Source organism: Bacillus infantis (assembly GCF_008180445.1).
Classification (GTDB): Bacteria; Bacillota; Bacilli; order Bacillales; family Cytobacillaceae; genus Bacillus_AB; species Bacillus_AB infantis_B.
In genome coordinates, this window is record NZ_VTER01000007.1 from 331720 (window position 1) to 355381 (window position 23662).

The following is a 23662-nucleotide window of genomic DNA, read 5'->3' on the forward strand; positions in this document are numbered from 1 at the left end:
CTTTTTTTCAAAAAGAAAACCGCCCCGGGAGAAGCTCCGGAGCGGCTGGCTGATCTTCTTTATTATTCGTTGGAACCTACGATGACAAGCTTGCCTTCATCAAGAACCTTTTCGTATTGCTCAGCTTCAACCTTAGAAAGGCCTAAGGATTCAAACTTATTACGGAGCTCGTCGCCGCGCTTATTGAACATATTGCCGACAGAATCAAATAAGCCCTGTTCCTTCATGCCGACGCTGCCTGTGTTGGTAGCATCCGTTAAATCTTCGGAGCGGTTTTCGTCATGCGCAAAAATAAAGATATTGTCCTTTTCATAGCCTTCTGCCGTTAAAGTCTTAATAGTATCCGTTGCTTGTACGCCGTTTTCACAAACCTCAATTTTATACATGAAGTATTCCTCCTCTAATTTTTTGGACAATGTGCCTGTCCGCTTATTCTTTTATTTATCCTTTTTTTCCATCCTTAAACTTCAAACTTTATATATGCTGTTTCAGCAAAATTTTACAAAAAAGGCAGTTCCCATTTTATAATGGAAACGAACGGGTATAGAAAAGGAGCGGAGATATTGAAAAAAGAACAGGAAGTATTAGAACAGATGGAGGCGCTTATGAAGGAACTGAAAACTTCCCGCAAGCAGGCTGCAAGTGCCGCCGCTCTTGAAGGCAGCGGGGTTGCGTTCACGTTTTCACGGTTTTTGCGCTACGGATTCAGGAAGTGGAGCTGGAAAATCGCGCTGCTTTTATTGTCGCTAATTATGATCGGAATTTTGCTTACAGCAGGAATCTTTTATTTTTATACAGGGTCATCAGCTCAAGAAGAGAAAGGGAGTTTTATAGAACAGGTACGGGGCCTGTCCACGCTGGCATCATCACAGGCGCTCGTGAAGGCCGTGATTGAAAAAGAGGACAATGAACTGTTTGGCAGGCAGATAGAAACGGATCTGCCGGGGACAAAGCGCAAGCTTCTGCTTATTGTCCCGGGAACGGTAACGGCAGGGGTCGATCTTGAGCAGGTTGGAGAAAAGGATATCAAGGTGTCGGAAGAGGATAAGAGGATTGAAGTTTCCCTTCCGAAGGCAAGCATCCTCCAGGAGCCGTCGCTCGATCTGGAGCATGTCCAAACCTTTTCAGCTTCCGGCATTTTTCGGGATGATGTGAACTGGGATGAGGCATACAGCCTTGCAGCGGAGGCAAAGGAACTGGTAGAGGCGGAAGCGATTGACCAGGGGATTCTTGAACTTGCTGAGAAAAACGCAGAAAAAACAATCAGCGAATTTTTTGGCAGGCTTGGCTATGAGGCCTCTGTCAGCTATAAGGGGGATTCAGATGCAGCTATTAAATAACCGCTGGGGCGAGCTTCTGGAAGAGGAGTTCGAAAAAGCGTATTTTCAGGAGCTGGAAAGATTCCTGGAAGAAGAATATGCGAGCGAGACGGTCTATCCGGCCAGGGAGGATATCTTCAACAGCCTGAAGTATACCGATTATGAGGATGTCAAAGTGGTCATCCTGGGGCAGGATCCTTACCATGGACCGGGACAGGCCCATGGTTTGAGCTTCTCGGTCAAGCCGCAGACCAGGATTCCCCCCTCCTTAAGGAATATCTTCAAGGAGCTTCATGAAGACCTTGGCTGCAAAATACCTGATAACGGCTATCTGGTAGGCTGGGCGGAGCAGGGTGTCCTGCTGCTGAATACCGTTTTGACCGTGCGGGAGGGGGAAGCCCATTCCCACAAAAACAAGGGATGGGAAACCTTTACCAATGGCGTGATTGCCCTGCTGAATGAAAGGGAAAAGCCGGTCGTATTTCTGCTTTGGGGGAAGCCCGCCCAGGAAAAGGCCAAGCTGATCGATAATCCGCACCATATTATCCTAAAATCAGTCCACCCCAGCCCGTTATCAGCAAGAAGAGGATTTTTTGGCAGCCATCACTTTTCTAAAACCAATCAGATTCTGAAGGATAATGGGGAAGAGGAGATAGACTGGCAGATACCAGATCTCTAATTCCGGCATGTTTCACGTGGAACGGAAATTGCATAGAAGAATGCCGTCGAAAGCTGACGGCATTTTTTAATAGACAAGTATAAAATAACGTGGACAATGCGCTTCCGCCTTTCTCTATTCAAAGAACTGTCAGAGTTTTAGGATGTATAATGGGTACAAGTCATGTAAAATAGAAACCGATAGCCAAATGAGTTAGAAATAAGACTCAGCAAAGGATGACAGGATTGAACAGCAATCAAGCTAATTGCTTTAAATGCAAGCATTTCTACGTGACATGGGACCGGCAGTTTCCGAAAGGGTGCAGGGCGTTTCAATTTAAAGGAAGGCAGCTTCCGTCCAAAGCGGTTGAAAGGGCTTCGGGCCATCCTTGCCTTAAGTTTGAAGAAAAGTCCAAGTAATTTCGGCTGGCTGAATAGCATGGGTGCCTGCTGCCGAAAATGGAGCTGTAGAGATTTAGGAAAAAGAGGTGAACAGTATGCAGATACCTGTTGGAAATCTGCTTGCCAAGATTGAAAAGGAGCTGCAGGGTGCCAAATCAAGCGCTTCTGAGGAAAGGATCCGGGAACGGGTATATTCCATAAAGGCTTTATGCGAGCTGCTTCTGGAAGGTGAGAAGACGAGTTCAGAGCCGGTGCACCCGGCTGCAACTTATATTCCCCAGCCTGTACAGGAAAGCGTGCCGCTGGCTTCAATCCAGCAGCCCAGAAAGATGAATATGGAAAATGAAGCGAACGGAGATTCAATTTTCGACTTTTAAGAAGTCGTTGAAGAGGTGAAATCATGAAAATTTTTATCATAATCGGTGCAATCAATGCGTTCCTGGCTGTTGCGCTTGGTGCTTTTGGCGCCCACGGCCTGGAAGGAAAAGTCGAACCTAAATATCTTGAAACCTGGAAAACAGGTGTAACCTATCAAATGTTCCATGCCACCGGACTTCTGATCATCGGCGTTCTGCTGGGACGCCTGCCGGCAACGGCCTTACTGTCATGGTCCGGATGGCTGATGCTGATTGGCATCATCCTGTTCTCCGGAAGCCTGTACGTCCTGACGCTGACAAAAATCAGTGTCCTCGGCGCCATCACGCCGCTCGGCGGAGTCGCCTTCCTTGCTGCATGGGTTCTGCTGATTATTGCTGCAGTTAAATATTTGTAAAAAAACGAGCCTGGCTGCATAAGCCAGGCTTTTCATTATCTTGGCGGAAAGGCTGCCAGCCCTGGAGCCGCTCCATATGGATAGTCATACTCAATCTCTTCATCAAATGTAATATAATCCAGATAAATCATCGGGATCAAATAGCGTGTGCCTGACTGCGGATCGCTCAAGATCAGGTGATCCCTTCCGGCTGCTTCGATGATTCCCTTGAAAATCTTCGCATTCCATTCCCGGTTGTTCTCAAAGGTGGCGTAAACGGTTGCCAGCTTCCCCTTGTTCAGACGGAGGATGTTTTCAATATAAGATTGCTCAATAGGAAGCATCCCGGGAACCTGTGAAACGGGTGAACCTGAAGGCGGAGATGTGGTGAGCATGGAACCGGATGGCATTTGCGGATAGGCCTGCTGGGCGCCGTATCCCTGTGCCTGTGTGCCGGCCCCATAATAAGGCTGCTGCTGTTGCGGCTGCTGCTGCTGATAAGGCGGATAGGTGCGGTAATCCACATATTGCTGCTGCGGTACAGATTGCTGTTTCAAAATAAATCCCTCCTAAATGTCATTAATAAACAGTGGGACAGTCTGCCTGGGCCGGCTGGAAGAAGCAATGTGCTTTGTATCTTCCTGCATTCGGCTGATTATACCATTGGGCAGGACAGTCCCCGGTGGGGCGGAAAAACCAGAGCGAATTGCTGGCAGGATGATGGCGCTGCCCCTTGATGACTTTCCTGGCCAGGTCGAGCTCATTCTGGCGGGGCCGCTGATAAAAGTAGCCCTTGATGGTGGCTTCAAAACCGCCTGGCCGCTGATAAACCATTTTCCGGATGGAAGGAATCTCCTTGAAATCCAGGCAATCGGCCCTGACCCGGTTCACCCCGACATTGCCGACCATCAGCATGCCCAGATTTCCTTCCCCTTCAGCCTCCGCACGAATCAGCCTTGCGAGAAGCTTCACATCCTCTTCGGTATAAGGAATAACGGCCATAACTTCACCTCTCTCAGCAGCTATTCAAAGGCTGTAAGTGAAAGTATCCGTATAAAACCAAACTCACTATTTCATAAATATGTGGGAAATGCTGTATTATGCCTGATGGGGGAAAGAAAAGCGGAGGCGACTGTTTAGAATAAAGGAACGCAGGCTAAAGACGCCACGTCCTGTGGCAACGCCTGCATGACCCGCATCCTGCGGGCCCAGCATAAGGCGCTTTGGAATTGAAGGCGTTCTTTGCCTTCGGTTCCAAAGTGACTTATGACTCGAGGGGCTAGCGCCCGGAGCTGGACAAAAAGAAAAGCGGAGGGCGCTTGCTCTATAAGCAGGAATCTATCTGCGTAACTGAATAAGTAGAAAAATTGGAAGCCCAATTGCAGTAAATGTGACGGTTTTTTTTCAAAAAAAAGCCCCGGCAAGAGCCGAGGCTTGATTCATATATTAAACATTCAGGAAGCTGCTTACCTGGTCTTCCAGGAGCAGGTTTCCGACAAAGAAGGAGCCGAATTCGCCGTAGCGGGCGCTCACTTCGTCAAAGCGCATTTCGTAGACAAGCTTCTTGAATTGAAGCACATCGTCTGCGAAGAGGGTTACTCCCCACTCATAATCGTCAAAGCCGACAGAGCCGGTGATGACCTGCTTTACTTTGCCGGCATATTGGCGGCCGATCATCCCGTGGCTGCGCATCATATTGCGGCGGTCTTCCATAGGGAGCATATACCAGTTGTCTTCACCCTGGCGGCGCTTGTCCATCGGGTAGAAGCAAACATATTTTGCTTTAGGAAGCTCCGGGTAAAGGCGTGCCAGGACATGCGGATTCTGATAAGGATCCTCTCCGGCCGGCAGATAGTTACTCAGCTCCACAACGGAAACATAAGAATGTGCCGGAATGGTATATTCCGCAAGCTTGGATTTATTGAACTCATTCTCGATTTCATTCAGCTCTTCCATTGTTGGGCGCAGGATCATCATCATGAAATCTGCTTTTTGGCCAACAACCGTATATAAAGCGTGGCTGCCATTCTTTTCGCTCTGCACGGAATTCCATTTATCCACAAGGCCCATAAACTCCTGGATTGCTGCGTCGCGCTCTTCTTTCGGAGTCATTTTCCATGTTGTCCAGTCCATTGTGCGGAAATCATGGAGGCAATACCAGCCATCAAGCGTTTGTGCTGCTTCAGTCATTCTGATCACTCCTATATATGTACTCGAATTCTCACCAATACTATATCATAGTTTCACCATAACACGTCTGCCTGAAACTTGAAAATTATATGTCACTTACCAGCTGTTCAAAAATAATCCTCAATCAGGTTTCCAGCCTGGAAAACAAGGGGATTCTAAAGAATAGCAGATAAGGCAATCAGAACGGGCGCGAAATCGGATATTTTCCGGCAAAAAGGACCATATTAACATCGTCCGGAGAGAATCGATTCCAGGTCATAAATATAAGAATGTTAAGAAAACAAAAACTTTTCAGGTGTAACCGCTGCCACTTCTCCTTGTTCTTGAATTTTCACAGTGGAGGAGTATCCTAAGGGAGTGAGAATAGCGGACGCAGGCCCATTTCTATGGATGAAGGCAGTCTCAGCGCCGCTTAAGCCGAGTGATTTGTTACATATAAAAGGAGGATTTTCATATGAGTGATCTTTTTGAAGGATTAAGGAATAAGGTTTCCGGCAATAATCTGCGAATTGTATTTCCAGAAGGAACAGATGAAAGGATTCTGACTGCAGCAGGCCGTCTGGCAGCTGACAAAATTCTTACCCCTATTCTGATCGGGGACATCGCCCAAATCGAAGATAAAGCAAAATCATTGGATGTATCCCTTGATTTTGTAGAAATCTATGATCCGAAGAACTTTGCGATGATGGACGAACTTGTTGCTGCATTTGTTGAACGCCGCAAAGGAAAAGCGACAGAAGAAGATGCCCGCCGCATTCTTCTTGATGAAAACTATTTCGGCACCATGCTTGTGTATGCCAACAAAGCAGACGGCCTTGTCAGCGGAGCGGCACACTCAACTGCAGATACAGTCCGCCCGGCTCTTCAGATCATCAAGACAAAAGAAGGCGTCAAAAAGACTTCCGGTGTCTTCATCATGGTCCGTGAAGATGAAAAGTATGTATTTGCCGATTGTGCAATCAATATCGCACCAGACAGCGCAGATCTTGCAGAAATCGCCATCGAAAGCGCAAAGACAGCAAGAATGTTCGACATCGACCCGCGCGTTGCCATGCTGAGCTTCTCTACAAAAGGCTCTGCAAAATCACCTGAAACAGAAAAAGTATCCCAGGCAGTTGAAGAAGCCAAGCTTCGCGAGCCATTGCTTATCGTGGACGGCGAATTCCAGTTCGACGCAGCCTTCGTTCCATCTGTAGCTGAGAAGAAAGCTCCGGATTCACCGCTGCAGGGAGATGCTAATGTATTTGTATTCCCAAGCCTGGAAGCAGGGAATATCGGCTACAAGATCGCCCAGCGCCTTGGTAACTTTGAAGCGGTCGGACCGATCCTTCAAGGCCTGAACCGCCCGGTAAATGACCTTTCCCGCGGATGTGACCAGGAAGACGTGTATAAGCTTGCTTTGATTACAGCAGCTCAGGCATTGAATCAGTAATAGGAAGAGATCCGGTGCATTGTGTGCCGGTTCACTTTTATGTGGTGCGGCTTGGCGCGGTGAGTGAGGCCGTGCCAGCTGCCGGTTGGTAGAAAAAACGCCTGATCCGGTAGATTCTGGCGTGGGTTCGGTAGAATATAGCGTGAATTCGGTAGATTCCCGTACCGGCTCGGTAGAATATGCTCCGAATTGAACAGAACAGCAGCTCAAGCGCCGTTTGCGCCGCAATGATAGGCTGTTTTCTGACTGAAAGAGCAGTATTCAAGCAGAAAATATCCAAGCTTGCCTTGAGCACAGCAGCTCAGGCATTGAATCAGTAATAGGAAGAGATCCGGTGCATTAAGTACCGGTTCTTTTTTATGTGGTGCGGCTTGGCGCGGTGAGTGAGGCCGTGCCAGCTGCCGGTTGGTAGAAAAAACGCCTGATCCGGTAGATTCTGGCGTGGGTTCGGTAGAATATAGCGTGAATTCGGTAGATTCCCGTACCGGCTCGGTAGAATATGCTCCGAATTGAACAGAACAGCAACGCCAGCGCCGTCTGCGCCACCAAAAGATGGACTGTTTTCAGGCAGCAAGAGCAGTTTTCTGCAGAAATAGCAGTCAAAACGCGGATCCCCATAATCAAATCGCGCTCTCAATCAGCGGCTCCGCCCCTTTTCTTCTCCCCGCCCCCCATATGCTATAATAATTCCATATTGTTTATTTAAAGGAGTACTGAAGATGAACGAAGCAAGTGAGCTGCTGCAGCAGCCGGAGTGGCGGATAATAGATCAGTCGAGTGCGGGGCTGCATTTGAATGCGATGCATTCGTTCGGGATGGATGATACGCTCTGTGCTTCTGTCGGCTCCGGGAAAACCCCGGCAACGGCAAGGGCATGGGTTCATGACCGGACGATCGTGCTCGGCATCCAGGATTCGCGCCTTCCATATCTGGCAGACGGGGTGGACTATCTCAGCGGGCAGGGCTACCGGGCGATTGTCCGCAACTCGGGCGGACTGGCAGTTGTGCTGGATGAGGGTGTACTGAATCTGTCGCTCATTTTTCCGGAATCGGAAAAAGGAATTGATATCAACCGCGGCTATGATGCTATGTGGCTTTTAATAAAAGAAATGTTCAGCGACTTTCCATATGAAATAGAAGCAAGGGAAATTGTCGGCTCTTATTGCCCCGGCAGCTATGATCTGAGCATCGGCGGCAGGAAGTTCGCCGGCATTTCCCAGCGCAGGCTGCGCAAGGGTGTGGCAGTCCAGATTTATTTATGCGTAAACGGCAGCGGAAGCGGGCGGGCTGACTTGGTAAGGGAGTTTTACAGCAGGGCAAAAAAGGATGCGGTAACGAAGTTCCTGTACCCTGACATCACACCGCCGGTCATGGCATCGCTCAGTGAGCTGCTTCAGACAGAGCTGACGGTCGCAGATGTGATGATGAGGTTCTTGAACGTGCTGAAAAGCCGATCAGGCAGGCTGTATGCCGGCGGGCTGAATGAAGAAGAAGCCGGCCTTTATGAAAGCTATTATGAGCGGGTCGCCGAGCGGAATGAAAAAGTATTCGGCACCCTTCAGGATCCCGCCTGACTATCCAGGAATAGAAAAAACCGCCCTTTAATCCGGGCGGTTTTCTGTTTAAAGGGGCAGGCTGCTGCCATTTCTTCTCTCCGAGTCTATAAAACAGCGGGTTCCTTTATTCTGCTACCTTTTCAAGGTTGCCGTTGCGGTCCATCTTGAATTTGGTGGCCGGGCGCTCTTCCTCGTCAAACAGAACCAGTTTTCTTGCCCTGTTCATGATTTTCATGAGCGTCTCGTAATCTTCCTGGATCGTGACGGTATTCTGTTCCAGCATGCCGATTTTTCCGGATAACTCCTCATTCTGGCTTCTCAGCATGGCGATTTCACGCCTCAATCTTTCATTCTCGCTTTTTAACAGATCTGCGCTGAGGGTGGAGCCGTTCAGGCTTTGCAGATAGCTGATGACTGAGTCCAGATTCAGCTGGGCCCGCGGCTGCGGCACCGATTGATAAGCAGGATAAGAGAATACTGGTTCTGGAGCTTCGATTGTTTCTTCTTCAGCATCTCCATCGGTATCTATATCTATTTCTGTATAAGACTCTGTATAAGTCTCTGTATAGACTTCTGTTTCTTCCGGCATTGGCAGTGTATCAGCAGTGAGCAATTCAACTTCTTCAACGGCCGGAACCGGAGGATTGTACAGCAGCTTTTTCTTGCCGCCCTGTTCTTTCCCGAGCAGCCTGTTGCGCTGTTTGCGCTGTTTCTTGGCGAGCTGCAGCGCCTTTTCGTAGCGGTGCCTTACAACAGCGTTCCAGCGGAATCCGCAGGCGGCAGAGGTGCGGTTCAGCTTATCTCCGACTTCCTCGAAAGCGTTCAGCTGGGTGCTTCCTTCCCTGACATGCCTTAATACCGTTTCAGCAAGCAATAAATCATTTTCTTCTGACCATGCATCCTGTCTTACTTTCATTTTCTTCAACTCCCTGGGCAAAATTGGTTTATATAACCTTCTAGCACTAGCATGGCCACATCTTTCTTTGTTTATACAGAGGGAATAAAAGGATAGTAGTTTTTTTTTCTGATATATTCAGGGACTGGGGAGAAGGGAGAATGTGCTGGAAAAAATGCCTGCAGCCTGCCATCAATGCTAAAGATTGCAGCTTGCAATGCAGGTTGAGAAAATGTAAAATACCCTTTAGTGCCTCCGGGCAGATTAATTGAGATAGCAACTAAAATTTCTATAAATAATTCAAATGATAGACCGAGAAAGGGATGTACGAAATGGCAAACGAATTCCGTGTTTGCGACGACTGCCAGGCAGTTAATCTGAAAACACTGATCCCCATGCTGAAGGATATCGACCCTGAGGCAAAAGTGGACGTAGGCTGCCAATCCTATTGCGGGCCGGGCAGGAAGAAGACCTTTGCATTTGTTAACAACCGTCCGCTGGCAGCATTGTCGGAAGAAGAGCTAAGAGAGAAAATCGAAAAAAAGCTGAAAAAATAAATCGCCTTTGACACCTGTCTTAAGGTGATTTTTTATTCGCCAAATGCTGTGCCGCTCCAGCTGATCAGGCAATTTCTTTTCTTCCCGGTACGTTTAGCCTGCTGCCTGTTTGTGGAAAAAGAACATCATCTGAACACAGGGAAAATTTTATTTTTCCGAAAGCCTTGCTGTGTCTGGTTTTTGTCGAAGAAAAGGAAATTACAGCAGATTTTGTAATGATTTAGCGGTGAAAACTGGCTATAATAGATACAAAGGAAAAAAACGGGAATAAGCCGGGCTGGTGCACAGGAAGAGGGGAAAAGATGCCATATTCAACGGAAAAATTAAGCGAAGAAAAAGTATTCAAGGACCCTGTCCATCGCTATATCCATGTTCGTGACAGAATGATCTGGGATTTGATCGGGACGAGGGAATTTCAGCGCCTGCGGCGGATCAAGCAGCTGGGGACGACTTATCTGACCTTCCACGGGGCAGAGCACAGCCGCTTCAATCATTCACTCGGAGTCTACGAGATTGTCAGGCGGATCATCGATGATGTATTTGCCGGCCGGGAAGAGTGGGATGACAATGAACGCCTTGTATCCCTCTGTGCGGCGCTCCTGCACGATTTGGGGCATGGCCCTTTTTCCCATTCATTTGAAAAAGTGTTCGACCTGGACCATGAGCATTACACACAGGCGATCATACTCGGGAATACAGAGGTGAACCTGGTCCTCTCAAGAGCCGGGAAGGATTTTCCGAAGGATGTAGCCGACGTGATTGCGAAGACTTACCGGAATAAGCAGGTCGTCAGCCTGATTTCCAGCCAGATCGATGCCGACAGGATGGACTATCTGCAGCGCGATGCGTATTTTACTGGTGTCAGCTATGGCCATTTTGATATGGAAAGGATCCTCCGGGTCATGCGCCCTAGGGAGGACCAGGTTGTCATCAAGCAGAGCGGCATGCATGCGGTCGAGGATTATATCATGAGCCGCTACCAGATGTACTGGCAGGTCTATTTCCACCCGGTTACAAGGAGTGCGGAAGTCATATTGACGAAAATCCTGCACCGGGCCAAGCAGCTCCATGAAAATTATTATGCGTTCAAGTACCTTCCCCTCCATTTCTATACACTGTTTGAAGGCGAAGTGACGCTGGAAGACTATCTGAAGCTCGATGAAGCCGTGATACTCTATTATTTCCAGATGTGGCAGGAAGAAGAAGATCCAATTCTGAGGGATTTGTGCAAAAGGTATATGGACCGAAATCTTTTTAAATATGTGGAATTTGACCCGGCGAAGGAATACAAGAAGCTGGCCGAGCTGTCTGTGCTGTTCAGCAAGGCAGGGCTGGATCCTGAGTATTATCTGGTTGTCGATTCCTCCTCAGATCTTCCATATGACTTCTACAGGCCGGGAGAGGAAGAGGAGCGTCTTCCGATCCACCTGCAGATGAAAAACGGGGACCTGCGGGAATTGTCGCGCGAATCGGAGATTGTTGATGCGATATCCGGAAAGAGGCGGACGGACCACAAGTTATATTATCCTGCTGATTTGATTATGGACGAGGGCAGCAAGAAGACTATTAAGAAAAAAATCCGTGAAATGCTGGAGATCTGATCGACATACATAGAAGCGGTAATTACTTTGGAGTAGGAGATGAGGGGTTTTGTTAAAAGATCATGCCAATTTGGTGCACGCTTTGGCGGCTTCCGGGGAAGTCATCGGCCGGAAAAAGCTTCAGAAGATGATTTTTATTGCAAAGAAGATTTCTTTTCCTTTTCAGGAGCGGTTTCAGTTCCACTTTTACGGGCCTTATTCAGAGGAGCTGACATTGAGGGTGGAGGAGCTTTGCAATATGGGCTTCCTGAATGAAGTGAAAGAGAAGAAGGGCGGCTATTTTCAATACCGGTACACACTGACGGACAACGGCCGGGAATTTCTATCCGTCAACCAGGTTGATATGCCTTGCCTGCCGGACTGCCTGGAGGATATGAACAGCCAGAATGCAAGATTCCTGGAGCTTGTTTCAACGGTTTTATATTTTGATAATCTTCCCCGCGAAGAGGTGCAGGAGAAGGTCTTCACCTTAAAAAGCAAGCAGAAGTACACAGAAGAAGAGGTTGAAGAGGCCTATCAATATATTGAAAAGCTGAAAGAAAAAGCTAAGCACTAGGGGTGTGCTTAGCTTTTTCTTTAGTTTGCGGGCCTTACAAGGGCAGTTTAGTCTTCGTCGCTTAAGCGTTTGCCTGCTACAGCATAGTGATTCTTGCTCATTTCTTCGATAAATACGACGACTTTGTCTTTAGAAGCACCGGTCGTTTCGCTGACCGCATCGGTCACTTTTTCAACAAGCGCTTTTTTCTGGTCTTCTGTACGTCCTTCAAGCATTTTGACTGTCACATATGGCATAATAACTTCCTCCTTTTTATACTTTTTACTATAGCAGAAGGCTTGAGGGAAGTGCCAGTTCGGTGCGCCCCCTGAGGCCGGGCTTTTCCCGGAAGCGGAGTTTTCCCTTCGCCCGGCATTTCATGTATACTGAAAAATAGATAAGTGTGCAGGCATTTGCCTGCTGCATGAGGACTTTATTCATTCACATAAAGGGGTATTGCCGTTGGAACAATTCTTAGCCTTTTCTTTGAGGGAGATTCCCTATGTAGCATTGACTTTGATGATCGCTTTTACGGTTCATGAATTTGCCCATGCGTTTGTTGCTTATAAATTCGGCGACCCGACGGCACAGAAGCAGGGGCGGCTGACGCTCAATCCGATCCATCATCTGGACCCCCTTGGGACCATCCTGATTTTTATAGCAGGATTCGGCTGGGCGCGGCCTGTGCCGGTGAACCGTTTCCACTTTAAAAATCCAAGGCTTGCAGGGATATCGGTTTCGCTTGCCGGACCGCTCAGCAATCTGCTGATGGCTGGCCTGGGCCTCGGCATCTGGTACGGACTGGCCGCGGCCGGGGCAGCAGCGGGCCTGCCTGATTTTGTGCCCGAGTTCCTGGATTTGTTCATTTACTTGAATCTTATGCTGTTTGTGTTTAACCTGCTGCCGTTTCCGCCTCTTGACGGATACAGGATCATTGAGGATCTCGCCCCGGCGGGTATCAGGCCGAAGCTGACGCAGTTTGAGGCATATGGTTCTATTATATTCCTGATTCTTGTCATCACACCGCTCGATCAGTATACGATCCAGCCGATCTTCGGCACCGTGCTGCCGGTTCTGATCAACGGGATGCACGACTTCTTCTCTGGCCTGTTCCTGCGCGGCTGACAGCCCGGGAATCAGGGCCTGAATTACACTAAGATAACTGACCTTTTTAAAAGGAGGATAAATCAAATGGAAGAAAAGAAGAAAAAAAGTATTGGCTTCAACATCATAAAGAGCGACCCGACAGACGGGCATGGCGGCTTTGGGGGAGGCTCCCTCAGCCTTGATAATGTGTCACCGGTCTTTGTGGATGTGGAGGCGGGCGATGCCCATGTTGATATCGGTGCCATGCATGCAAGAAGCACTGTAGAAAAAGGAATCAAGTTCCTGTCAAACCAGGAGGACGTTCCGAACGGAAAGCCTTACTGGCTCGTATGGGTGACGATCGACCGCAAGCAGGAAGGCCCTTATTATGCCGGTGTCACTGCCTGCTTTATGACGGTGGACCGGGAAATCCGCCGCGGCTATAAATTGCTGCCTGAGCATGTCAACAGGCTTGATAAAAGTATCAAGCGCCATATCATCGTCGATCATATGGATGAAAAGTCTAAAGGAATCCTTGCAGATTTCCTGAAGAAGCATGATATGGGCATGTGGGAAAGGGCAGAAGACCAGCTGAAAAAAGATTTGGCTTCCAGTTAAAATTTTTGACGAAATTGTGACAGATTTTCGAACTTAAATTCCAACCTACTTGCCGAGCGGCGATAAAAAAAGTAAACTTATTTACAGTGTTGATGCACTGTATAGAACTAGGACACGAAAAACCCCGGGCGGAAACCCGGGGTTTTTCCTTTTACTGGCTATGCTAAGATCCCCACTGAAACAGCTTTTTATACCAGGTTTTCTTCTCCTTGGGCTTTTTCACAGGCTGTTCCGGCTCTTCTTCCATATGCTCCAGATGATCGGTGCAATATTCGGTCGGCTCTGTTCCGGCGGTGAAATAGGTCAGGCGCTGAACCGGACAATGCTCGGTGGCGATTTTTCCGTTCTCCGGATTGATATACACGCCAACCGTTCCTTTTGGACCTTTGAACCGTTTGACGGGCAAATCTTTATGGGCATCCTCCATAAACTGTATCCAAATATTCTTCGCATAAGCTTTATCTGCCGTCAATGTGATAGGCTTGCCCTGGTCATATCCGGTCCAGACGGCGGAAACGAGCTGGGGCGTGAACCCGGCCATCCAGCTGTCTGTATCGGTGGATCCTGATTTGCCGGCATATGGCCTTGTCATCCTGCTGATGATGGTGCTGCCCGTAACGCTGGAATAGCCGTCAAGCTTATGGTCGAACATGCCGGTCATCATTTGCGTCATAACATATGCATCCTCCGGCTTCAGCACCGGCAGAGGCTCTTTCTTTTCCTCATAAATCACTTCGCCTTTATGGTTTTCAACCTTTGTCACCAGGACAGGGGAAACCTTTTTTCCTCCATTGGCAAAAAGGCTGTACGCATTGGCCAGTTCAATGACCCTGATACCCGATGTCCCAAGCGCCAGGGAAGGAACCTCTGCCATTTTGGAAGTGATGCCGAATTTTTTCGCTGTTTCCGCCAGCGTTTTTTCTCCTAAAAAGAGATGGGTTTTTACAGCATACACATTGTCCGACAAAGCGAGTGCCTGTGCCATGGTGATATCACCATTCGCATATTGGCTGTTAAAATTATGCGGTGTATATTCCTGCCTGCCGTCATCAAAACGGAAGGTGGTCTGTTCGCTCCTCATCATGGTTGCCGGAGTGAATCCCTGTTCGAGGGCAGCATAATAAAGCAGCGGCTTAATCGTCGAGCCAGGCTGGCGGACTGCCTGCACCGCCCGGTTGAACGGGCTCTCGCTATAATCCCTTCCTCCGACCATTGCCTTTACATGTCCGTTTTTCGGGTTGACTGACACAAGCCCGACCTGGATTTCCGAATCTTTGCTGATATTGCCGGATACCGCTTTTTCAGCGGCAGCCTGGATTTTTGTATCAAGTGTTGTGTATACCTTCAGGCCGCCAAGCTCTATTGTGCGGTCATCAAGCTGCAGCTGATTTTTCAGCGCATTTTTGACCGCATCCTGAAAATACGGCGCCTTTTCGATTGCTTTATGCGGAAACTCGCCGACAAGCTTGAGCGCTGCCCCAAAAGCCTCATCAGCTTCCTCCGCGGTAATTTTCCCCTGCATGGCCATTGTATCCAGAATGATCCGCTGGCGGTCCCTTGCCCTTTCCAAAGAAGCGAGCGGGGAATAGACGCCAGGTCCCTTTGGTATCCCGGCAAGCATGGAAGCCTCGGCAAGATTAAGCTCCTCAGCATCTTTCCCAAAATAGTACTGGCTCGCCGCCTGTACCCCATAAGCGCCATAGCCATAATAAATCGTATTGATATAGCCTTCCAGAATCTCGTCTTTCGAATAATTCATCTCAAGCCTGATTGTGTAGAAGGCCTCCATCATTTTCCGTTTCCATGTCTTCTCGTGTGCGAGGAACAAGTTCCGGGCATACTGCTGGCTGATGGTGCTGGCTCCCTGGACCTTCGCCATCGCTTTTAGATCAGCAAGCGCAGCCCCGGCAATCCGCTTATAGTCAAAGCCGTGGTGGGAATGAAAATTCTGGTCCTCGACTGAAACCGTTGCATCAATCAGATGAGGAGAAATATGGTCAAGCGTCACCCAATACCGCTTCTGTCCATTGCTGCTTTCCCCGATCACTTCACCGTCCTCCGAGTAATACAAGGTCGACTGCGGTACGGCCAGCAGAGGAGGGCCAAGGATCTTGGCATATATCAGGACAGCGCCGATGGCAAGCCCGGCAGCAATCATTCCTATTAAACTGATGACAGCGGCTGCCCGCACATATTTCTTCGCTCTCTTGTACCGCTGATCGGCCATGACTTCCATCATTATTCACCCCTTTTTATAAACAGTGCCCGCAATGGTTCCCGGCACCCAAATTTGGTCTTTATTCCTAGTATTGAAATAAGAGAAGGAATTTATTCGCGAGTTTCATTTTTTTCTTGCAATTTTGCTAGATTCATCTATACTTTTTCTCATGTTTGTAATTAAACAGTTAGGGAAGCATAAAGATAACCGCACAACTTTTAAAAAGTTTTGAGAGCGTTTTATGCGCACTATACAAATTTTTAAAATGGAAGGATGTTCAGGATGGGACTTTGGTTTACAGAGAAACAGACAGAGAACTTTGGCATCACTATGAAAGTGAAGCAGACTTTACATACAGAGCAAACTGAATTTCAAAAGCTTGATATGGTAGAGACAGAAGAATGGGGCAATATGCTCCTCTTGGATGATATGGTCATGACATCCATCAAGGATGAGTTTGTATACCATGAAATGGTGGCCCATGTGCCGTTATTCACGCATCCGAACCCTGAAAACGTCCTTGTAGTGGGCGGCGGCGACGGCGGCGTTATCCGCGAAGTGCTGAAACACCCAAGCGTTAAGAAAGCAACACTGGTTGAAATCGATGGCAAGGTAATCGAATACAGCAAGAAGTATCTTCCTGAAATCGCAGGCATGCTTGACGATGAAAGAGTAGAAGTGAAGGTTGACGACGGCTTCATGCATATCGCCAACAGCGAGAATGAATATGACGTCATCATGGTAGATTCCACTGAGCCGGTCGGGCCAGCTGTAAACCTGTTCACTAAAGGCTTCTATGCCGGAATTTCCAAGGCTCTGAAGGAAGACGGCATCTTTGTTGCGCAGTCTGACAACCCTTGGTTCAAGGCAGACCTGATCCGCACCGTCCAGAAGGATGTAAAAGAAATCTTCCCGATCACAAGCTTATATGTGGCCAACATCCCGACATACCCAAGCGGACTGTGGGCATTTACAATCGGAAGCAAGAAGCACAATCCGCTTGAAGTGAGCGAAGAGCGCTTCCACGAAATCGACACAAAGTACTACACAAAAGAACTGCACAAAGCAGCGTTTGTACTGCCTAAATTTGTTCAGGATCTAGTGAAATAATTTTTGGTGCCAGGCACCAGCATGTAAAGCGAGGGAGTCATTTTGGTTAGATTTGATGAAGCTTATTCAGGAAATGTATTCATCGGAAGCCATCCGAATTTTATGGAAAGCCAGGCGGTCCTTTACGGAATGCCGATGGACTGGACAGTCAGCTACCGTCCGGGCTCACGCTTCGGCCCGACCCGCATCAGGGAAGTGTCAATCGGACTTGAAGAATACAGCGCGTATCTTGACCGCGAGCTTGCGGAGGTTAAATATTACGATGCCGGCGATATTCCGCTTCCTTTCGGGAATCCGCAGAAAAGCCTTGATCTGATCGAGGAGTTTGTCGATAAGCTATTGGCTGCCGGCAAGTTCCCGCTGGGCATGGGCGGGGAGCATCTTGTTTCATTGCCGGTCTTCAAGGCGATGTATAAGAAATACCCGGATCTGGCCATCATCCATATGGACGCCCATACAGATCTGCGCGAGAACTATGAAGGGGAGCCATTATCCCACTCAACGCCGATCCGCAAGGCCGCAGACCTGATCGGCCCTCAGAATATCTTCTCCTTCGGCATCCGCTCAGGAATGAAGGAAGAATTCGAATGGGCAAAAAAAGTCGGAATGCATATCTCAAAATTCGATGTGCACCAGCCGCTCAAGGAAATCCTTCCTAAGCTGGCAGGCCGCCCGGTATACGTAACCATCGACATCGACGTCCTCGACCCGGCCCACGCACCAGGCACAGGCACAGTCGACGCCGGCGGAATCACATCCAAGGAGCTCCTGGCCTCCATCCACGAAATCGCCCGCTCACAAGTAAAAGTCGTCGGAGCCGACCTAGTGGAAGTAGCGCCAATCTACGACCCATCCGAACAAACAGCCAACACAGCCAGCAAACTCATTCGTGAAATGATTTTGGGCTGGGTGAAATAGAAAAGCGGAGGCAACTTGCCTTTTTCACACAAGACAAAAGGGGTACAGAATACTGTATCCCTTTTGATTTTTCATAAGTGAATTGATCAATTAGAGTCTTTAAAGTCCTTTTTCCTAGAAGCTTGGTTTTACCGCTGAAAAAAGTTAAATAAGCCCTGTTGATTGCAGTGGAAGGCACGAAGACTCCTGTGGGAGATAGCGGCAATGCTGAGACCCCGCAGCGCGCAGCGTGAGGAGGCTCAGCGTCGCCCCGCGGAAAGCGAAGTGCCTGGAACGGAAATCAACAGCCCTATGATTAAACCAATATCGAAGTTTTTTAAAAAGCTTGCATGAGATTTTTAAGATTTTTCTGTTGGTTATACGCTTGAAAATTTTAATAAGCCCTGTTGATTGCAGTGGAAGGCACGAAAGCTCCTGTGGGAGATAGCGGCAATGCTGAGACCCCGCAGCGCGCAGCGTGAGGAGGCTCAGCGTCGCCCCACGGAAAGCGAAGTGCCTGGAACGGAAATCAACAGCCCCCATAATTAAACCAATCCCTGTCACTGCCCAACTTCATTTGCACTTCAACCCCAAAAAAATTATAATTAAAAAGTTATACTAAAGAGTTAAACGAAAAGGAAGTGTGCCCGTTGTCCAATAGCCCAGCGGAACAGACACCTGTTAAAATAAAAGTAAAAACGGATATTCGCAGCGGAGGCAGCAAAGAAACTTTTGAATTGACTGCGTTTGGCCGATACTATAAAAAAAACGGCTCCCGCTTTCTTCAATATGATGAAGAAAATGAAGCGGGGACAGTTAAAACGATTGTAAAAATGGCAGAGGGGGAAGCCCTGATCCTCCGTTCAGGAGCCGTGAAAATGAGGCTGCCCTTCCGGTTGAACAAAAAGATGAGGGGAAGCTACGAAATGCCCTTCGGAACCATGGAAATGCTGACTCTGACCAAAGGGCTCTCACAGTCCTTTGATGACGGCAGCGGAACAGGGGCCTTTGACCTTCTATATGAAATGAAAATGCAGGGATCACAGGCAGGTACATATCATTTGGCGATTACGTTTGAGGAGGAAGAAAAATGAATATAGTCGAACAAGTGCAAAGCAATCTAAAAGAGGAAATCAAGCAGGCGGTCATTAAAGCAGGCCTTGCTGCAGAAGAGCAGATCCCGGATGTCATCCTGGAAACGCCTAAAGAGAAGGCACATGGCGATTATTCTACCAATATGGCGATGCAGCTTGCACGTGTAGCCAAAAAGGCGCCGCGCATGATTGCCGAGCAGCTGATCGAGAACTTTGACAGCAGCAAAGCATCCATTGAAAAAATTGAAATCGCAGGGCCAGGCTTCATCAATTTTTACATGAACAACAGCTACCTGACGAACCTGATCCCGACCGTGCTCGACGCAGGAGATCAGTACGGAGAAACGAATACAGGCAATGGCCAGAAGGTGCAGATCGAGTTTGTTTCCGCCAACCCGACAGGCGACCTTCACCTGGGACATGCCCGCGGTGCAGCAGTCGGCGATTCCCTAAGCAGCATCCTGGCCAAAGCAGGCTATGAAGTATCCCGCGAATATTATATCAATGATGCCGGAAACCAGATCAATAATCTCGCATTGTCCGTTGAGGCCCGCTATTTCCAGGCACTTGGCATGGAAAAAGAAATGCCGGCTGACGGCTACCACGGAGCTGATATCATCGGAATCGGCCACAAGCTTGCTGAGGAATTCGGCGATAAGTATGTGAACGCCGATGAAAAGGAACGCTTTGATGCATTCCGCGAATACGGCCTTAAATACGAAATGGAAAAGCTGAAAGAGGATTTGGAAGATTTCCGCGTGCCTTTTGATGTCTGGTACTCAGAAACTTCCCTTTACCAGAACGGAAAGATTGATAATGCTTTGAAAGCACTTAAAGAGAACGGGCATGTATATGAAGAAGAAGGCGCAACCTGGTTCCGCTCAACCGAATTCGGCGATGATAAAGACCGCGTGCTTATCAAGAATGACGGATCTTACACGTATCTGACGCCTGATATCGCCTACCATAAAGACAAGCTTGAGCGCGGCTTCGAAAAGCTTATCAATGTCTGGGGCGCTGATCACCACGGCTATATCCCGCGTATGAAGGCTGCCATCCAGGCGCTTGGCTATGGCAAGGATGCCCTTGAAGTCGAAATCATCCAGCTCGTACACCTGTACAAGAACGGCGAAAAGATGAAGATGAGTAAACGGACAGGAAAAGCTGTCACTATGCGCGACCTTGTGGACGAGGTTGGACTTGATGCAGTCCGCTATTTCTTCGCGATGAGAAGTGCTGATACTCATATGGATTTCGACCTTGATTTAGCTGTGTCCCAATCCAATGATAATCCCGTTTATTATGCCCAGTATGCACATGCGCGCATCTCGAGCATCCTCCGCCAGGGAGAGGAGCAGGGGATGGCATTAAGCTCTGACGCTGATTTCTCCCTCATTTCTGCCGAGAAGGAAATCGACCTGCTGAAAAAGCTTGGCGAATTCCCGCAGGCGGTTGCTGAGGCTGCAGAAAAACGGATGCCGCACCGCATCACCAACTATATTTTCGAGCTTGCATCTGCCTTCCACAGCTTCTACAATGCTGAAAAAGTGCTTGATAGTGACAATCCGGAAAAAACAAAAGCCCGCCTCGGCTTGATCAAGGCTGTACAAACAGCATTAAGAAACGCACTTCAATTAATTGGTGTATCCGCACCTGAAAAAATGTAAGACTCATGCCCCGCTTCCCGGAAGCGGGGTTTTTTCTGTTTTAGTGGCGGTGGAATGATAGAGCTTTTTTTGCACATAATAAAGGATATTTCTGGAACACATGAGCTTGCCTTAGGAGGAATACGATGAAAATTGTTCTGCTGTCACTTATAACAGGCTTTGCGGTCGGCTTTATTTTTGCCCTGTTCAAGCTCCCAATACCCGCCCCGCCAGCACTGGCCGGAGTAGTGGGGATCATCGGCATCTATTTGGGATTTAAGGCGTTTGAACAAGTGAGCCCTTGGTTTGAAAGCTTTTTAAAATAAGGTAGTGGAGATGCAGGGAGAGTGCAGAATACTGTAGGCGAGGAGAGGCAGGGGGCGATGACCGGCCGGAAAAGAGTGAGCATGTGGCCAGGGTGGCCGCTGTAGTACATAAAATTTGTGTAAACGGGGGAGTCATGTACCCCATAACCAGTCTGAGATACATGACCCAGCGAAAAAAGCCTAACTCATGTATCCCAAAAGCAGTCTGAGATACATGACCCGGCGAAAAAAGCCCGACTCATGTATCCCAAAAGCAGCCTGAGATACATGACCCGGCGAAAAAAGCCCGACTCATGTATCCCAAAAGCAGTCTGGGATACATGACCCGGCGAAAAAGCCTTACCTCATGTACCCCAAAAGAAGTCTGAGATACATGACCCGGCGAAAAATCGCAGCTCATGTATTCCAAAAGCAGCCACAGGTACACGACCCGGCCGAAAAACCCCACCTTGTGTATCCTAAAAGCCCTATTTCCACTCAACCGCCCCGCCGCTGATCCGCTTCACGCCGCGGATCCGGCTGATATCCTCAACAAGCTTCAATAAAGCTTTGTCCTTCATCTTTGCTTCTATCATAAAATCCACATCCTCGCCGATGGCATGAAGGTGATCCAGCAGAGGCTTCAGGAATTCGGCGTCCACATAGTCAGCATGCGACCTGAAGGCTTTTTCCGATTTAGGCGAAGACACATGGATCTTCGGCTTCATGCCGAAATGATCCCAGGTCCGGAAAATGTCCGGGAGCATATCCTCAAGCGGCCTTTCGCTCAAGTTCGCCATATGATGGTGATAATCGAAGATCAGCGGTATCTGCTCCCGCTGGCAGGCGGCGAGCGTTTCTTCGGCGTTATAGGTTTTATCGTCATTTTCAAGGGTCATAACCGCTTTTATATGTGCAGGAAGGGTCTTCAAGTTCTGGTAAAAACGTTCAATGGATGTCTCTTTATCGCCATAGGCCCCGCCGATATGGATATTGATCAGTGCCTGGTTTTCAAGTCCCATTGCCTCGAGCATGCGGTAATGGTACTCCATATCAATTACCGCATTTGCTGTGACTTCGCTGCGGGGAGAGGTAAAAAGGGTGAACTGGTTCGGATGGAAGCTGACCCGCAGGCCATTATCCTTTACCAGTCTGCCGATCTCCTGCCATTCATCGCGGAAGGGGGAGACAAAATCCCACATGACCTCCGGGTGGGTGGCCAAGGGGGCGATAGAGCTTGAGAGCCGGTACAATTCAATATCGTGGGCGAGGTTATAATAAAGCATCCTTCTCGTGCTCCGCAGATTTTCTGCCGTTGCAGCCAGCAGCTTCTGCATGCCTTCTTCCTTTGTCATCTGCTTGTATCTCGTAAATGTCAGTGTTCTCGCAGGGGATGCCTCCCATAGGCTTACCGCCTGGGAAACATAGCCGAATCGTATTTTCATAATTACTCCTTTAAAAAATGGCCTGGGTCCGGCACTGAAGGGAGGAAAGTCGCCAGCACTCAGAGAAAGTACGATACAGATTTCGCCACTCCTTCCCGCAGCCACCGGATTGCATTAAAGCCCGAAATATTTTTGAGCATAAGCAGTTTTGAGTCCTTCATATCCTGCTCAAGGACTTTCTCAGCTTTCTGGATGAATGCTTTGTCATATATATAACAGTTGAGTTCATGGTTTAAATACAAGCTTCTTTTATCAAAATTGGCCGTCCCGATATCGCATACTGTATCATCCGATAGAAGGATCTTTGCATGGTAGAAGCCGTTCATGTATTGGTAGATCCGTGCCCCTTCCTTCAGCAGCACCCTGAGATAAGGATAGGAAGCTTCCTTTACTAGGGGATGGTCTGTTTTTGAAGGGACGATAATGCTCAGCCTTACACCTCTGTCCAATGCCCGCCGCAGCTCCTGGAATAGAGCGGGGCTCGGAATGAAGTACGGAGTGCCGATGATGATCTTCCTCCTGGAATTCCGGATAATGGCGAGGAAGGTTTCTTCCAGATAACCGGCCTCTGATGGGATATGCTGGTGCCGGAGGCCTCCCTGTGGAAGCCTGGGAAAATAGGCCGCATCCCTGAGCAGGTCTGTTCCGGATGCATCCCGCCAATCACAAAGAAATTCGCTTTGAAGATCATTGACCCCTTCGCCTGTCATCCTGAGGTGATAATCCCGCCATGGACACAGCTTCGAATCCAGGTTGACGTATTCCTTGCCAATGTTATACCCGCCCAAATAGCCGATACTCCCATCTATGACAGTTATTTTCCGGTGGTTCCTCGATTGGGAGGAATAGAACAGGTAGGGGAGCTTTGGTACATGGCAGAAAGCAAAACGGACCCCGGCTTCCTTCAGGCCGGTGATCAGCTTCCTTTTTACACGCAGGCTGCCTGCCCAATCAAGCAGCAGCCGGACCTCGACGCCTTCCTCGGCCTTTTTCTTCAGCAGGGAAAGGAACTCGCCTGAGATTTTATCATTTTTTACAATATAAAATAAAATATGGATATGCTTTTTAGCATGTTTAATATCAAGGAACAGCTTCTCAAATAAGTCCGGACCGGCCGTGATCAAATCGATTCTGCTCTGCCTGACCGGATAGCTCTTTCTATGGACCTTTGACAGCTGCTTCCGCCGGCCGAGCGCCATATCGCATGATACCCAAAGCAGCAGCAGCATCACTATGGCAAGTATGATAATGGCAGTTTTCAAGTCGCATGTCCCCCTCGGATCTTTTCCTGATAGCATCCCCTTTGAAGCCGGTTTCTATGAAATAGGAGAGCAGACTGGGAAAAGTG

24 protein-coding genes and 1 pseudogene are annotated in these 23662 nt (G+C 48.5%); 16 read left to right on the plus strand and 9 right to left on the minus strand.

The features are described from left to right. Nucleotides 1-62 precede the first annotated feature (62 nt). Nucleotides 63-386: a YflT domain-containing protein gene (locus FZD51_RS15710; protein ID WP_148975640.1), complete on the minus strand. Its 324-nt coding sequence runs from the start codon at nt 384-386 to the stop codon at nt 63-65. Between the two features lie 177 nt (nt 387-563). On the opposite strand from FZD51_RS15710, the gene FZD51_RS15715 reads away from it, so the two are divergent. From FZD51_RS15715 to FZD51_RS15735, 4 genes are all read left to right on the plus strand, one after another. Next, nucleotides 564-1340: a DUF4230 domain-containing protein gene (locus FZD51_RS15715; protein ID WP_262380934.1), complete on the plus strand. Its 777-nt coding sequence runs from the start codon at nt 564-566 to the stop codon at nt 1338-1340. Next, nucleotides 1324-1998, plus strand: coding sequence for a uracil-DNA glycosylase (locus FZD51_RS15720; protein ID WP_148975642.1), 675 nt, complete (start codon nt 1324-1326; stop codon nt 1996-1998). Before FZD51_RS15715 ends, FZD51_RS15720 begins: the two co-directional genes overlap by 17 nt. A 475-nt stretch (nt 1999-2473) precedes the next feature. Beyond that, on the plus strand, nt 2474-2755 hold the full coding sequence (locus FZD51_RS15730; RefSeq protein ID WP_148975644.1) for a YwdI family protein: 282 nt from the start codon (nt 2474-2476) through the stop codon (nt 2753-2755). Between the two features lie 23 nt (nt 2756-2778). Beyond that, a complete protein-coding gene (locus FZD51_RS15735) occupies nt 2779-3150 on the plus strand; it encodes a DUF423 domain-containing protein (RefSeq protein WP_009794339.1) in 372 nt (123 codons plus the stop codon). Nucleotides 3151-3185: 35 nt separating this feature from the next. Here the strand turns inward: FZD51_RS15735 and gerQ are convergent, their stop codons facing one another. The 3 genes from gerQ to hemQ all read right to left on the minus strand — a co-directional run bounded on the left by gerQ (nt 3186) and on the right by hemQ (nt 5319). Further along, entirely contained in the window at nt 3186-3686 is a 501-nt protein-coding gene (gerQ, locus tag FZD51_RS15740) for a spore coat protein GerQ (protein ID WP_009794338.1), read from the minus strand. 22 nt (nt 3687-3708) lie between these two features. Further along, complete coding sequence (locus FZD51_RS15745) at nt 3709-4131, minus strand: cell wall hydrolase (protein ID WP_148975645.1); 423 nt, start codon at nt 4129-4131, stop codon at nt 3709-3711. 444 nt (nt 4132-4575) lie between these two features. Then, the gene (gene hemQ, locus FZD51_RS15750) at nt 4576-5319 is read right to left on the minus strand and encodes a hydrogen peroxide-dependent heme synthase (protein WP_148975646.1); all 744 of its coding nucleotides are present in this window, start codon (nt 5317-5319) and stop codon (nt 4576-4578) included. A 454-nt stretch (nt 5320-5773) separates the two neighbouring features. On the opposite strand from hemQ, the gene pta reads away from it, so the two are divergent. Together pta and lipL are read left to right on the plus strand one after the other, a co-directional pair. Beyond that, a complete protein-coding gene (pta, locus tag FZD51_RS15755) occupies nt 5774-6751 on the plus strand; it encodes a phosphate acetyltransferase (protein WP_148975647.1) in 978 nt (325 codons plus the stop codon). A gap of 719 nt (nt 6752-7470) precedes the next feature. Next, nucleotides 7471-8325, plus strand: a complete 855-nt coding sequence (lipL, locus tag FZD51_RS15760) for an octanoyl-[GcvH]:protein N-octanoyltransferase (RefSeq protein WP_148975648.1) — start codon at nt 7471-7473, stop codon at nt 8323-8325. A 106-nt stretch (nt 8326-8431) separates the two neighbouring features. Here the strand turns inward: lipL and FZD51_RS15765 are convergent, their stop codons facing one another. Further along, nucleotides 8432-9223 carry an RsfA family transcriptional regulator gene (locus FZD51_RS15765; protein ID WP_148975649.1) on the minus strand — a complete coding sequence of 264 codons (792 nt, stop codon included), beginning with the start codon at nt 9221-9223 and terminating at the stop codon, nt 8432-8434. Nucleotides 9224-9534: 311 nt separating this feature from the next. Between FZD51_RS15765 and FZD51_RS15770 the strand changes: the two genes are divergently transcribed. From FZD51_RS15770 to FZD51_RS15780, 3 genes are all read left to right on the plus strand, one after another. Next, the gene (locus FZD51_RS15770; protein WP_022544517.1) at nt 9535-9759 is read left to right on the plus strand and encodes a YuzB family protein; all 225 of its coding nucleotides are present in this window, start codon (nt 9535-9537) and stop codon (nt 9757-9759) included. A gap of 302 nt (nt 9760-10061) precedes the next feature. Next, nucleotides 10062-11360 carry an HD domain-containing protein gene (locus tag FZD51_RS15775; protein WP_009791657.1) on the plus strand — a complete coding sequence of 433 codons (1299 nt, stop codon included), beginning with the start codon at nt 10062-10064 and terminating at the stop codon, nt 11358-11360. Nucleotides 11361-11409: 49 nt separating this feature from the next. Continuing rightward, the gene (locus tag FZD51_RS15780; protein WP_009791656.1) at nt 11410-11916 is read left to right on the plus strand and encodes a YwgA family protein; all 507 of its coding nucleotides are present in this window, start codon (nt 11410-11412) and stop codon (nt 11914-11916) included. Between the two features lie 47 nt (nt 11917-11963). Here FZD51_RS15780 and FZD51_RS15785 read toward each other — a convergent pair. After that, a pseudogene (locus FZD51_RS15785) lies at nt 11964-12188 on the minus strand (2-hydroxymuconate tautomerase); the annotation flags it as partial. Nucleotides 12189-12357: 169 nt separating this feature from the next. Here FZD51_RS15785 and FZD51_RS15790 point away from each other — a divergent pair. Both FZD51_RS15790 and FZD51_RS15795 read left to right on the plus strand, forming a co-directional pair. Continuing rightward, nucleotides 12358-13020 carry a site-2 protease family protein gene (locus FZD51_RS15790; protein WP_094769435.1) on the plus strand — a complete coding sequence of 221 codons (663 nt, stop codon included), beginning with the start codon at nt 12358-12360 and terminating at the stop codon, nt 13018-13020. A gap of 66 nt (nt 13021-13086) precedes the next feature. Next, a complete protein-coding gene (locus FZD51_RS15795) occupies nt 13087-13599 on the plus strand; it encodes a YwhD family protein (protein WP_148975650.1) in 513 nt (170 codons plus the stop codon). 163 nt (nt 13600-13762) lie between these two features. On the opposite strand, the gene FZD51_RS15800 is transcribed toward FZD51_RS15795, so the two are convergent. Further along, a complete protein-coding gene (locus FZD51_RS15800; protein WP_148975778.1) occupies nt 13763-15835 on the minus strand; it encodes a transglycosylase domain-containing protein in 2073 nt (690 codons plus the stop codon). A gap of 264 nt (nt 15836-16099) precedes the next feature. On the opposite strand from FZD51_RS15800, the gene speE reads away from it, so the two are divergent. From speE to FZD51_RS15825, 5 genes are all read left to right on the plus strand, one after another. Then, entirely contained in the window at nt 16100-16927 is an 828-nt protein-coding gene (gene speE, locus FZD51_RS15805; RefSeq protein WP_148975651.1) for a spermidine synthase, read from the plus strand. Between the two features lie 42 nt (nt 16928-16969). Beyond that, complete coding sequence (speB, locus tag FZD51_RS15810; protein ID WP_094769437.1) at nt 16970-17845, plus strand: agmatinase; 876 nt, start codon at nt 16970-16972, stop codon at nt 17843-17845. A 620-nt stretch (nt 17846-18465) separates the two neighbouring features. Continuing rightward, nucleotides 18466-18918, plus strand: a complete 453-nt coding sequence (locus FZD51_RS15815) for a YwiB family protein (RefSeq protein WP_338120384.1) — start codon at nt 18466-18468, stop codon at nt 18916-18918. Continuing rightward, nucleotides 18915-20585 carry an arginine--tRNA ligase gene (argS, locus tag FZD51_RS15820; protein WP_148975653.1) on the plus strand — a complete coding sequence of 557 codons (1671 nt, stop codon included), beginning with the start codon at nt 18915-18917 and terminating at the stop codon, nt 20583-20585. Before FZD51_RS15815 ends, argS begins: the two co-directional genes overlap by 4 nt. A 125-nt stretch (nt 20586-20710) precedes the next feature. Then, the gene (locus tag FZD51_RS15825) at nt 20711-20890 is read left to right on the plus strand and encodes a XapX domain-containing protein (protein WP_148975654.1); all 180 of its coding nucleotides are present in this window, start codon (nt 20711-20713) and stop codon (nt 20888-20890) included. A gap of 467 nt (nt 20891-21357) precedes the next feature. Here FZD51_RS15825 and uvsE read toward each other — a convergent pair whose 3' ends face one another. Beyond that, nucleotides 21358-22314, minus strand: a complete 957-nt coding sequence (gene uvsE, locus FZD51_RS15830; RefSeq protein WP_148975655.1) for a UV DNA damage repair endonuclease UvsE — start codon at nt 22312-22314, stop codon at nt 21358-21360. A gap of 59 nt (nt 22315-22373) precedes the next feature. Beyond that, nucleotides 22374-23513 carry a cardiolipin synthase gene (gene cls, locus FZD51_RS15835; RefSeq protein ID WP_148975779.1) on the minus strand — a complete coding sequence of 380 codons (1140 nt, stop codon included), beginning with the start codon at nt 23511-23513 and terminating at the stop codon, nt 22374-22376. Nucleotides 23514-23662: the final 149 nt, after the last annotated feature.